Origin of the sequence: Pelomonas sp. V22, from assembly GCF_030014915.1 — a bacterium.
In the GTDB taxonomy this organism is placed as follows: Bacteria; Pseudomonadota; Gammaproteobacteria; order Burkholderiales; family Burkholderiaceae_C; genus JAUASW01.
Window position 1 is genome coordinate 321,884 of record NZ_JAGIXS010000001.1, and the last position, 12,040, is coordinate 333,923.

A 12,040-nucleotide genomic window follows, 5' to 3' on the forward strand; every position below is an offset into this window, starting at 1 on the left:
GGCTGGTGATCCTCAAAGCGTCTCGTAGACGTCCTGGTAGCTGGCCATCATGGCCGCCAGGCTGAATTGCTGCAGCGCCCGCTGGCGCGCTGCCGCGCCATGGCGTGCGCACAGCGCCGCATCGCCAGCGTAATTCTCGATCATTGCGGACAGCTGCCGGACGTCGCCGGGTGCGAATGTGGCGCCAACCACGCCTTCCTGCACGAGTTCCACGTTGCCGCCGACGGCCGTGGCCAACAGTGGGAGGCCGGTCGCCATGGCCTCGAGCAGCGTGTTGGAGATACCTTCGTTCAAGGAGGGCAGCACGAACAGGTCCAGCGCCTGCATCAGCACGGCCACGTCATTGCGGGCGCCGGTGAACCATGTTTGGGGTTCAATGCCCAGCTCGGCAGCCAGGCCTTTCAGCTCGGCCAGCTGCGGGCCATCGCCGATCAGGGCGAGGCGCAGGCGCCCTGCCCACTCGGGCCGGCGCTGCAAGACCAGGGCAAAAGCCCGCAAGAGCGTCGCCTGGTCCTTGACCGGCTGGACCCGGCCAACGGTGCCGATCACGAAGAGGCCCTGACCGTGCAACTCAGCCGGTAGCAACTCATGCCGGCGCGGCTCGGCCGGCTGAAAGCGCTCGGTGTCGACGCCGTTGTAGATCTGGCGGATGCGCGAGGCGGCAATGCCCCAGTGCTCGCTCATGATGCGGCCCAGGTCGCGCGAGACGCAGACATAGCGACGCACCAGCGGCGCATGCAGGCGGCGCAAAAGCGCCAGCTTGCTGTGACGGCCATGCAGGTCGCCCATGTCGAAGCCATGCTCGCTGTGCAGGGTCTTGCGCCCGGCCAGGCGAGCTGGCAGCAAGGCATCCAGGCCGGAGAGATTGCGGCTGTGCACCAGGTCTGGCTTCAGACGACGGAACAGCTTGAACAGCTGCCAGCGCAGCTGCCAGACACCGATCCGCGAGCGATGCAGGGCGATCAGCTCCACGTCATCCCGCTGGATGCGGCGAGCAAAGTCCGGGTCGATGCTCTCTATGCAGACCAGCACATGGCGGAAGCGCTCGCGCGGCAGCCGGTTGATCAGGTTGACCAAGCCATTCTCCAGCCCGCCCATGTGGAGCTGGTGGATGACGTGGGCGACCAGCAGCGGCCTGTCGCCGGCCAGGCGTTCCGCCTTCATGGCAGTGCCTGGGCGGCGGCCTGCATCAGCAAGCCCACACCCAGCGGATTCAGATGCCCGTCTTGAGGGCTGACGCTCAGCGACAGCTTGGATGCTGCGCTGTGCTGCTGGTAGAGCGGCTCGGCATCGACCACGGTGAAGCCGCGCTGCCGGGCCAGGACCACGAAGGCATCGCGGTCCAGCAGCTGCGGAGAGGCCGCGGCCAGGGCGTCGCGCCGGCCGTCGACGACGAAAACCAGGCGGCCGGTGGCATAGGGCTTGATGCGCTCGAAGAAGCGCTCGACCACGGCGGCGACCATGGCGTCGTCCATCAGCCGACGCGCCCGGAGCTGGGCTTCATCCACCGCGGCCGGTACCGGCTTGCTGGGTACCGTGTCGTGCGAAGCGCCAGCGAAGGCCTGGGCCGGCAGGCGCGACACATCGACCTTCAGCTGCCCGGCCAGGTACTGGGCCAGGGCCGAATGGCGCAGCCAGCGCTTGGCCGCCGAGGGGCCGGGCTGGGTCTCGATGCGCGGCTGCAGGCTTTGGCGATCCAGGCAAGGGCCGTGGACATTGCCGGACCCGCACAGCGACTGGCGCAGATCGCCGGACTCCATCAACACGACGAAATCGCGCAGGCCCAGCTTCTCGCTGGCAAAGCGGATGCGCTCGGCATAGTCCAGCAGGGCCGAGCCTGGCCCGCCCAATGCATAGACCGGACGTTGAGACGGCAAGGCAGCAGCCAGTTGGGCGGCCGGCCTGTCCTTGGCGTCCAGCATGCTGGCCTCGACATAGCTGTCGCCGATCAGGCCGATGGCATTGGGGTCACGCGCGAAGTCGATCTCGGCCGCGAAGCCGAGGTTGTTGGCGCTCATGCGACGCGAGTTGCGCAGATCCCAGCCGGTCGAAACCTGCCAGCTGTGGCCCGGGGGATAGCTGAGTATCAGTGGGTCCACGTAGTAGCCGGTCAGCGTGGCCGTGGACACCGGCAGCAGGCGGAGCAGCAGCTCGGCCGCCACCAGCAGGCTGCCCACCCCAGCAAGACCGAGCGCGAGTTTGCGCAGCATCAGAAGTTGAAATAGATGAAGGCGCTGACCGAATCGCGGGCGATGTTGATCAGCAGCATGAGGAGCAGCGCGCACAGAGCGGCGCCGGCCAGCAAGGGCCGGATCGCGCCGGCCTGGGACATCTTGGCCTGCAGCCGTTCGCCGATGCGATTGCTGTTCGGCGCATACAGGGCGATCGCGCCCAGCACCAGGCACCACAACAGGCCTCGATCAGAGGGCAGGCCGGCATTCCAGAGCAGTTGCGGCGAAGCACCAGCGCCATCCAAGCCCAGCATGGCTTGCAGCACGCGCAGGGCGCCCTCCAGCGTCACCGCCCGGAAAAACACCCAGGCCAGCACCACCGCTACCAGCGTCAGCGCCCAGCTAGCGCCCCGGTACAGGAAATTCGCCACCAGGCGCTGGTGCAGCGCCGCCCCGAGCAGCGCCCGGTAGCCATGGTTCACGACCAGGTAGGCACCATGCAAGCCGCCCCACAGCACGAAGGACCAGCTGGCGCCGTGCCACAGGCCGCCAAGCAGCATGGTCGTCATCAGGTTCAGATGGCGCTTGAGCTTGCCGCTGCGGTTGCCGCCGAGCGGGATGTAGAGGTAGTCGCGCAGAAAGGTTGACAGCGAGATGTGCCAGCAGCGCCAGAACTCCGAAATGTTCTGCGCGCGGTAAGGCGAATTGAAGTTGAACGGCAGGCGGATGTTGAACATCAGCGACAGGCCGATGGCCATGTCCGAATAGCCGGAGAAGTCGAAGTACAGCTGCAGCGCATAGGCCACCGCACCGAGCCAGGCTTCGCTGCTGCCGGGCAGCACGCCGCCATCGGCTCCGTTGAACACGGCGTCCGCATAGGGCGCGATGCCATCGGCCATCACCACCTTCTTGAACATGCCCAGCGCCAGGATGGTGAGGCCGCTGACCAAGGCCGCCGGTACCGGCTTGTAGACCGCCGGGTCGCCGAACTGCGGCATCATTTGCGCATGATGCAGCACCGGCCCGGCCACCAGGTGCGGGAAGTAAGTGACGAACAAGCCGTAGTGGATGGCCCGCGTTTCCTTGACCTTGCCCTCGTAGGCGTCGACCAGGAAGGCGATCTGCGTGAAGCTGTAGAACGAGATGCCTATGGGCAGCAGGATGCGCCCAATGTGCCAGTCCATGCCCAGCACGGCATTCAGGTTGTCAACGAAAAAGTTGGCGTACTTGAAGTAGCCCAGCGCCGCCAGATTGAGCGCAATGCCCAGCGTCAGCCAGCGCTTGGCCTGAGGCTGCAGGCCTTGCCGCGCCAGGTCAACGATGCGCAGGCCCAGCGCGAAGTTGCCAGCGATGGAGCCGAGCAGCAGCAACGTGGCCACCGGCATCCAGTAGCCATAGAAGAAAACCGAGGCCAGGAACAGCCAGGCCGCTGCCGCCTGCTGAGAGCGCCGACCGAGCAGATAGAAGCCCAGCAGCGTGATCGGCAGGAACAGCAGCAGAAACGGTGCGGTCGTGAACAGCATGCGTGTCGGCGTGTGCCCGGTGAGCCGGCCTCAGGAAAGCAGGCCGGCGCCGGGCGGGAGGCGGAGCCTCAGAGACGCCAGACGCGGTAGCCCGCAGCTTCCAGCGCAGGCGCGTCGAAGGCGGCCTTCACATCGATGAAGGCGCCGCCCTTGACCATCTTCTTGCCCAGGTCGTCGACGCTGAGGCCGGCGTATTCCTTGTGCGCCACGGCGGCGACGATGGCGTCAGCGCGTGGCAGCTCGTCCCAGGGCAGCAGGCGCACACCGTACTCGTGCATGGCCTCTTCGGCCTCGGCCTGCGGGTCGGTCACGAAGACCTCCACGCCATAGGTCTTCAGCTCGTTGATGATGTCGATCACCTTGGAGTTGCGCAGGTCGCCGCAGTTTTCCTTGAAGGTCAGCCCGAGCACATTGACCTTGGCGCCCTTGATGTAACTGCCGGCGGCGATCATGTGCTTGATGGTTTGCTCGGCGATGAACTTGCCCATGCTGTCGTTGATGCGACGGCCGGCCAGGATGACCTGCGGGTGGTAGCCCAGCATGTCGGCCTTGTGGGTCAGGTAGTACGGGTCCACGCCAATGCAGTGGCCACCCACCAGGCCCGGCTTGAACTTCAGGAAGTTCCACTTGGTGCCGGCAGCTTCCAGCACCTCGGAGGTGTCGATGCCGATCTTGTCGAAGATGATGGCCAGCTCGTTCATCAGGGCGATGTTGAGGTCGCGCTGGGTGTTCTCGATCACCTTGGCGGCTTCGGCGGCCTTGATGCTGGAGGCGCGGTGCACGCCCGGGATGATGATGGTTTCGTAGAGCTTGGCCACCTTGTCGAGCGTCTGCGGCGTGTCGCCGGAGACGATCTTCAGGATCTTGGTCAGCGTGTGTTCCTTGTCGCCCGGGTTGATGCGCTCGGGGCTGTAGCCGACGAAGAAATCCTGCTTCCACTTGAGGCCGGACTCCTTCTCCAGCACCGGGATGCAAACCTCCTCGGTGGCACCGGGGTAGACCGTCGATTCATAGACGACAGTGACGCCCTTCTTCATGTGGCGGCCGACGCTGGTGGACGAGCCGATCAGCGGCTTGAAGTCGGGGATGTGGGCCTCGTCCACAGGCGTGGGCACGGCCACGATGATCATGTCGGCCTCTGCCAGCATGGCCGGGTCGGCGGTGTAGACCGCATGCTTGGCTTCCTGCACCTGCTCGTCGGTCAGCTCGCGCGAGGGGTCGGTGCCGCGCTGGCAGGCTTCGACCTTGGGCACCGAGATATCGAAGCCGATGGTGCGCATGTGCTTGCCGAATTCCACCACAAGGGGCAGACCCACATAGCCCAGGCCAATCACTGCAACAGTAGTCGCCATCTCGATTCCTCTTCTTTCTTTCTCTATTCCGAAATACGGTTAATTCTGGCCGCGGCGCGAAGCCTGCAGGCGCTGCTCGATGGCAGGCCAGTTCTCGCTCAGGAACTGCTTCAGCAGCGCCGGTGCGAGTTCGCTATTTTCTGCGGGGTTCAAGGTATACACGGTGACAGCCGCCGAATCATCGCCCTGCCCTTGCAGGCGGGCCGCTGCCGTGTAGAGCTTCACGCGCATATCACTGCTGGTGAGGTGACCATTGACCCAGTAGAACTGCCAGGCCAGCAGGCGCGGGGCGGCCGCGCCTTCGACGCCACGGATTTCGGTGCCGCGCACGGTGACCGAGCCGGCAGCCCCGAGATCCACGCTGGCCAGGGTCTCGCCGGTGCGGGCCCATTGCTTGTCGTGCGAGCGCACGGCCACGTTCTGCGAGTTGATCAGCTTGCTGTCGTAGCCCTGATGGCGGTAGTAGGCCAGGTGCAGGCCGACGGCACGGCCGTCCTTGGCATAGACGGCCTGCTGCTGCGCCGCCGGGTTCTCGAACACCGGCGCCCAATTGGTCAGCGGCAGCTCCTGCGCGGCCCAGGCGGCCAGAGCCGGCGCGGGCACGTTCAGCTCTCGCGGACCTTCATAGTGGTCCAGGCGGTTCAGGCCGATGCGCGGCAGGGCCAGCACCACGAGACCCGCCAGCACGAGGGGCCACAGGCCCTTGTCGGCCCCCGTCAGCGGTTGGTCGGCCACGCCCGCCTTGAACGCCAGTTCGGGCTGGCTCCAGCGCGCGCCGATCATGAACATGGCCAGCATCACGATGCCGAAGAACACCCAGCCGTAGATCAGGTGGTCCACGCCCACGGCCAGCTTGTTGCCCGAGTAATGGCCCAGCATCACGATGCCGTAGGCGCGCAACCAGTTGGCCACGATGGGCAGCACGATGGCCACGCCGACGAAGACCCAGCGCCGCTTCATCGAGTGGTAGTTCAGGTAGGCAAACAAGGTGCCTACCATCAACGAGGCGATCAGGTAGCGCACGCCGCTGCAAGCCTCGACCACCGACCAGTTGCCCGAGGGGATCACGAACTGCAGGCCTTCGCGGTAGACCGGAATGCCGCTGAGCCGCAAGGCCGTGACGGTGAAGTCGGCCGTGTGCTCCATCAGCACCGGCATCAGGAACTCGCCGATGGGCACGCAGAAGAACAGGAAGCCGAGCGGGAAGGCGATGTGCGCCGCCACCCGGGTGCCGAGCACGGCCGGCACGGACAGCACGATCATGGCCACGGCCATCAGCTGCGTCACCGAGTTGGTCGAGACCAGCTCGCCGAGCAGCCAGCCCAGGCCCATCACGGCCATGGGCAGCAGGAAGACAAAGCTCGGCCGCGGCTGCATCAGCGCCAGCTCGTGGCGACGGCGCCAGATCAGCCACAGCGCAATGGGTGGCACGACGAAGGCATGGGCAAAGGTCTCGGAGCGTTCCCAGATCAGCACCATGGCCGTGAGGGTGTCACGGAACAGGAAGCCGAGACCGAGCAGCAGCACGACCAAGGCCGCCAGCGGCTGGCGCCAGTGGGCGGGCAGCGCTGCGCGCGCAGGTTCTTGCACGACGTGGCTCATCCCACCATCTCCTCGGAGCGATTCAGGTAGCGATCAAGGCCCGACAGATGGGCCGTCCAGGCGTAAGACTTCAGCACGCGCTCGCGGCCGGCCACACCCACGGCGGCAGCCTGGTCTTGTGCATCGAGCAGACGTTCGATGGCGCGAAGGTAGTCGTCCGCCGATTCGGCCGCGATCAGTTCGGCGCCCTCTTGTACGTCCAGCGCCTCGACACAGCTGCGTGCCGCCACCACCGGACGGGCCATGGCCATGGCCTCCAGCACCTTGTTCTGCACGCCACGCGCCAGGCGCAGCGGCGCCACGACCACGGCCGCATGCTGCAGCCAGGGCCGCACGTCGGGCACCGTGCCGGTCACGTTGACGACATCGCTGGCCAGCGCCTGCACGGCCGGCGTGGGGCTGCGGCCCACGATGTGGAAGCGGATCTCGGGACGGCGCTCGCGCAGACGTGGCAGCACCTCGGTGGCGAACCACTGCACGGCATCCACGTTCGGCCAGTAGTCCATGGCACCGGTGAAGACGATGGGCACCTCGCCGGCTGCATAGGGCGAGGCACGGCCGGCATCCGGCTCGAAGAACTGCGCATCGACGCCATTGCAAAGCGCCTCGACCGGCGCCGCAGCGCTCTGCGGCGAGAGCTTGCGGAACAGGGCCACTTCCTTGTCGGTGACGAAGAACGAGCAGCGCGCCTTGTTGGCCACGCTGGATTCATAGGCCAGCAACCGCTCGCCTTCGCGCTTGTAGAGCCAGGACAGCGGCCAGCGGTGGGCGGTGCCGTAGTCGGTCCATTTGGCGGAATCGACGTCGACAAAATCCACGAGCATGGGCAGTTGCGGCAGCGTCTCGGCGTACTGCGCCATCGAGGACGAGAACACCACGACGGCGTCGATCTGGCCGCTCTCACCCAGTTGCTTCACCCAATCACCGAGGCCGGCATCGCGGTAGTACGGCAGGCTCAGCGCCTCGCCGTTCAAGAGGCCGCGCAGGCTGGCAATCTTGGCGCGCGAGGGGTGCAGCCGCGCCACATGGGCGCCGGCGCACATGGCACGCACGGTGTCCACATGCTGCTCGTCGTCAGGGTCATCGACGAAAGTGCCGAGGAAGACGCGGTGCTGCGCCAACAGGTGCTTGAGCAGATGGAAGGAGCGCACCTTGTCGCCCTTGTTGGGCGGGTAAGGCAGGCGGTGGACGAGCAGCAGGATATTGGCCATCTGACTCAGCCCAGGCTTCGAACAATCATCGGACCGAGCCAGTTGGCCCAGCTGATCGGCATGCGGCGCCAGGTCTTGATGAGGAGCTGGTACTTGGCATTGTTCGGGTTGTTCTGCGGAATGGCGTCGCGCTTGTAGAGCTGGTACTCGTAGTTCAGCGGCGTGGGTTCGAAGCCCCAGTTCTTCTTGAAGCTGTAGGAGCCCGTGCCCTGCTTGCTGCGGCCGTAGTCGAAGACCTTGAGCCCGCGCGCGCAGGCGCGGCGCATCAGCTCCCAGTACTTGAAGTCGTTGGCGGCGAGATCGCGGGCGCTTTCATCGTCGCCAGCGTAGTAAGGCAGGACCTCGTCGCGGAAGTAGAAGCTCAAGACCGAGCTTAGCGGGCGGCCATTGGCGTCGGTCACTGTCAGCACCTCGGCATCCTTGCCGAACTCCTTCAGCAAGGCCTCGAACCATCGGCGCGGCATGGCTGGCGTGCCATGGCGGTGGACGTTGTCGGCATAGAGCGCGAAGAAGCGGCCGGCATCGGCATCGATGTGGCTCTGCAATTCGTTCTTGATGCCCTTGCGCACCATGGCCCGCTGCTTGCGCGGAATGGCCAGCATGTTGGCCTCTTCCTCGCCAAGGATCTCTTTGCGGAAGGTGACGTAGAGGTCCTGGCGCGGCCAGTCGGCATTGCGGGCGTTGACCTGGCGCAACTCCAGATGCTCGGCACCGAGCTGGCGGGCGATGCTGCCGGCCTCAGCCTCAAGCGCCTTGGCCACGTCTTCGTCCTCCGCCACCACGCCGCCATAAACGGCGAACGGCAGCCCCACCAGCGCATGGCCGAACAAGCGGCTCTTCACCTGCGCCAGCGGCAGGATGCCGGCGATGCGGCCCTCGCGCTCGACGTAGAGGAAGAAGCAGGCATGGCCCCAGACGTCGCTGATCACACGCTGCCAGCCGGCGCGATGAAAGAAGGTGGCGGTGCTTTGCGCGAAGACGAACTCGTCCCAGCGCCGCATGCTTTCAGCGTCCTGCGATTGCAGGCGCTTGACGATGAGGCCTGTGCTCATCGCGCTGCAGCTGCAAGCGTTGCAAGCGCCTGGGCGCGGCGCCCCAGGAATATCTCATCCATCCGGCCCCAATCGAAATCGCGCAGCAGTTGGGCGATGCGGCCTTCCATGCGCTCGATGTTGACGTAGTGGCGGAAGCGGGTCTTGGCGTCGATGCCCTCGACGCGCGGCTGGCCGGCATCGATTTCCCAGGGATGGAAATAGAAGATCGCCGATTGCTGCTCGGCCTGGTTCACACGGCCCACCATCCAGCGTGAGAGCGCATAGGGCAGCAGGCGGAAGTAGCCACCGCCGCTCGAGGGCAGATTGCGGCCCGCGAGGCGCAGCGTGGTCGGCGGAATCTCGAGCAGGCCTTCGCGCACCGGGTAGGCAAAGCGAGGGGCATCGGGCATGCCGTAATGGTCGTGCTTGACCGGGTAGACGCTGGAGCTGTAGCGATAGCCTTGCTCCAGCAGCACGTCGAAGGCCCAGAGGTTGCCGGTGCCGATGGAAAAGCTGGGCGCGCGGTAGCCGAGCACGGCCTGGCCACCGATGTCTTCGAGCAGTTGCTTAGCGCGGCCGACGTCGTCAGCGAACTCCTCGCGCGTCAGGTCGCTGGCACGCTGATGGCCGTAGCCATGGCTGGCCAGCTCGTGGCCGCCGGCCACGATGTCGCGCACCAGTTGCGGATAGCGCTCGGCCACCCAGCCGAGCGTGAAGAAGGTGGCCTGCTTGCCCTCCTTCGCCAGCAGGGCCAGGATGCGCTGCACATTGCGCTCGACGCGGCACTCGCGCGAGTCCCAGTCGCTGCGCTTGATGTAGGGCGCGAAGGCGGAGACCTGGAAGTAGTCTTCCACGTCGATGGTCATCGCATTGCGCGTGCCGCGCTGAGTGGGCATCAACATCTTGGTCTGCCTGTTTGCTTGCTCAGTCGCCCAGCCATTGGTAGAGGTCGGCGGCGATGCGCTCGGCCGTGTGGCCATCCCAGTACTCGGGCACGCGGCCGCGCTTGCCCTGACCAGCAAGGATCTCGGCCACGCCGCGCAGGATGGCCTCGCGGTCGAGGCCCACCATGGTGTTGGTGCCCTGCTCCACCGTGATCGGGCGCTCGGTGTTCTCACGCAGCGTGAGGCAAGGCACGCCGAGAGCGGTGGTTTCTTCCTGCAGGCCGCCGGAGTCGGTCAGCACCAGGGTGGCGCCGCCCATCAGGCCGAGCATTTCAAGGTAGCCCTGCGGCGGCAGCACAGCCACGCGGGCCGGGTCCAGCAGGTCTTTCAGGCCGAAGCGTTCGATGTTGCTGCGGGTGCGCGGATGCATGGCGAAGACCAGCGGCAGGTCCTTGGCCACGGTGGCCAACACGTTCAAGAGCGATTTCAGGGTCTCGGCATCGTCCACATTGGACGGGCGATGCAGCGTAACCACGCCATAGCCCTTGGGATGCTGAATGAGTGCCGAGTCGAGCTGATGCGCGGCCAGCGTCTCGGCCGGCGAGCGGGCATGCGGGCGGCTGGCTTCCAGCGAGTCGATCATCACATTGCCGGCGAAGACCACGCGCTCCTCGGCAATGCCCTCGCGCACGAGGTTGGCCAGCGCGCTGCGCTCGGTCGTGTAGAGGCGGTCGGCCACCTGGTCGGTCAGGAGGCGGTTGATCTCTTCCGGCATCTTGCGGTCATAGCTGCGCAGGCCGGCTTCGACGTGCGCCACCGGGATGCCCTTCTTGACCGCCACCAGGGTGCAGGCCAGCGTCGAATTGACGTCGCCGACCACCAGCACGCAGCTGGGCTTGTGCTCGTCGAGCGCCGGCTCGAAGCGCTTCATCACCTCGGCCGTTTGCACGGCGTGCGAGCCGGAGCCGACTTCCAGGTTGATGTCGGGCGTGGGCAGGCCCAGGTCGACGAAGAGCTTCTTGCTCATGTCGGTGTCGTAGTGCTGGCCGGTGTGGACCAGCAGGGCCGGAATCGCCGGCTGGTGTTGGGCCAGGGCGCGCAGGATGGGCGCCATCTTCATGAAATTGGGGCGCGCACCGACGATGCACATCACGGGGGCCAGGGTCTTCACGGCTGCTTCGCTCATTCTCGGGTCTCGGTCGTGGTGGGCCGCACGGCCTTCACCAGTTTCTGCAGCAGACCCAGGGTCTGCAGATTGATCTTCTCCAGCCGCTGCAGGCTGGCTTCCAGGCGCTGGAAGCGCTCCAGTTGCTGGGCCTGGCTCAGCGCCGTGAGCTCGCCGTCGAGGCGGCTCATCTCGCTGTCGCGCAGGTCCAGGTCGATCTCGACATCGCCGGTCAGCGAGCTCAGATCATCCAGCTTGCTGGCCGTGGGCTTGACCGGCACGGCGGTTTCGGACTCGACGTCACGCAGCACTTCCTGCACATCGGCCAGGGCCAAGTGAGTCTTGCCGGCCATGAAGCCGAGCAGCAGCAGGCGGTCGCAGAGCGAGTTGATGCGGCGCGGAATGCCCTGGCTGGCCTTGTAGATGGCCGGGAAGGCGTCGGCCTCGAAGGTCGGCTTGCCGGCCGCACCGGCGCACTTGAGGCGGTGCTCGATGTAGCGCTGGGTTTCGTCTTCGTCCAGCGGGCCGATGTGGCAAGTGGCTGCCACGCGCTGGCGGAACTGCTCCATCTCGGGCCGCGCCAGGATGCCGCGGAATTCGGGTTGGCCGACCAGGAAGGTCTGCAAGAGCGACTGGTTGCTGAACTGGAAGTTGGACAGCATGCGCAGTTCCTCGACGGCGCGAGCCGAAAGGTTCTGCGCCTCGTCCACAATCAAGAGGCAGCGCTTGCCCAGGCTGACCTGGCTGACGAAAAACGCCTCGAGCGTCATCAGCAGTTCGGACTTCTGCAGGTCTTTGACGCGCACGCCGAAGGCGGCACCGACCATGCGCAGCGTGTCTTCTGCGTCGAGCTGGGTGGTGACCAGGTTGCCGATCACCACATTGCTGCGGTTCAGGCTGTCGAGCAGGCCGCGCAGGAGCGTGGTCTTGCCGGCACCGATCTCACCGGTGATGACGATGAAGCCGTCGTTGCGCAGCACGCCATAGTCGAGATAGGCCTTGGCACGGCGATGCTGCTTGCTGCCGAAATAGAAATTCGGGTCCGGGCTCAGCTGGAAAGGCTTGCTGCTGAGCCCGTAGAAGGCTTCGTACATGGCG

General features: G+C 65.9%; 10 protein-coding genes. All 10 read right to left on the reverse strand.

Annotated elements, in window-relative coordinates; all coding sequences use genetic code 11:
- Window positions 1-12 precede the first annotated feature (12 nt).
- The 10 genes from J7U46_RS01435 to J7U46_RS01480 all read right to left on the reverse strand — a co-directional run bounded on the left by J7U46_RS01435 (window position 13) and on the right by J7U46_RS01480 (window position 12,036).
- Entirely contained in the window at window positions 13-1,164 is a 1,152-nt protein-coding gene (locus J7U46_RS01435; RefSeq protein ID WP_282823031.1) for a TIGR03088 family PEP-CTERM/XrtA system glycosyltransferase, read from the reverse strand.
- Window positions 1,161-2,210: a hypothetical protein gene (locus J7U46_RS01440; RefSeq protein WP_282823032.1), complete on the reverse strand. Its 1,050-nt coding sequence runs from the start codon at window positions 2,208-2,210 to the stop codon at window positions 1,161-1,163. The genes J7U46_RS01435 and J7U46_RS01440 overlap by 4 nt, the downstream gene beginning before the upstream one ends.
- Window positions 2,210-3,694: an MBOAT family protein gene (locus J7U46_RS01445; protein ID WP_282823033.1), complete on the reverse strand. Its 1,485-nt coding sequence runs from the start codon at window positions 3,692-3,694 to the stop codon at window positions 2,210-2,212. The genes J7U46_RS01440 and J7U46_RS01445 overlap by 1 nt, the downstream gene beginning before the upstream one ends.
- Window positions 3,695-3,762: 68 nt before the next feature.
- Window positions 3,763-5,046 carry a nucleotide sugar dehydrogenase gene (locus J7U46_RS01450; RefSeq protein ID WP_282823034.1) on the reverse strand — a complete coding sequence of 428 codons (1,284 nt, stop codon included), beginning with the start codon at window positions 5,044-5,046 and terminating at the stop codon, window positions 3,763-3,765.
- A 39-nt stretch (window positions 5,047-5,085) separates the two neighbouring features.
- The gene (gene xrtA, locus J7U46_RS01455) at window positions 5,086-6,648 is read right to left on the reverse strand and encodes an exosortase A (RefSeq protein WP_282823035.1); all 1,563 of its coding nucleotides are present in this window, start codon (window positions 6,646-6,648) and stop codon (window positions 5,086-5,088) included.
- Window positions 6,645-7,859 (reverse strand): TIGR03087 family PEP-CTERM/XrtA system glycosyltransferase, encoded by a 1,215-nt coding sequence (locus J7U46_RS01460; RefSeq protein ID WP_282823037.1) that lies wholly within the window; start codon window positions 7,857-7,859, stop codon window positions 6,645-6,647. The genes xrtA and J7U46_RS01460 overlap by 4 nt, the downstream gene beginning before the upstream one ends.
- 5 nt (window positions 7,860-7,864) lie before the next feature.
- Window positions 7,865-8,911: a FemAB family XrtA/PEP-CTERM system-associated protein gene (locus J7U46_RS01465; protein ID WP_282823038.1), complete on the reverse strand. Its 1,047-nt coding sequence runs from the start codon at window positions 8,909-8,911 to the stop codon at window positions 7,865-7,867.
- Entirely contained in the window at window positions 8,908-9,795 is an 888-nt protein-coding gene (locus tag J7U46_RS01470; RefSeq protein ID WP_282823039.1) for an XrtA system polysaccharide deacetylase, read from the reverse strand. Before J7U46_RS01470 ends, J7U46_RS01465 begins: the two co-directional genes overlap by 4 nt.
- Window positions 9,796-9,817: 22 nt before the next feature.
- Window positions 9,818-10,963, reverse strand: a complete 1,146-nt coding sequence (wecB, locus tag J7U46_RS01475) for a UDP-N-acetylglucosamine 2-epimerase (non-hydrolyzing) (protein WP_282823040.1) — start codon at window positions 10,961-10,963, stop codon at window positions 9,818-9,820.
- A complete protein-coding gene (locus tag J7U46_RS01480; RefSeq protein WP_282823041.1) occupies window positions 10,960-12,036 on the reverse strand; it encodes an XrtA/PEP-CTERM system-associated ATPase in 1,077 nt (358 codons plus the stop codon). Before J7U46_RS01480 ends, wecB begins: the two co-directional genes overlap by 4 nt.
- Between the last annotated feature and the right edge of the window lie 4 nt (window positions 12,037-12,040).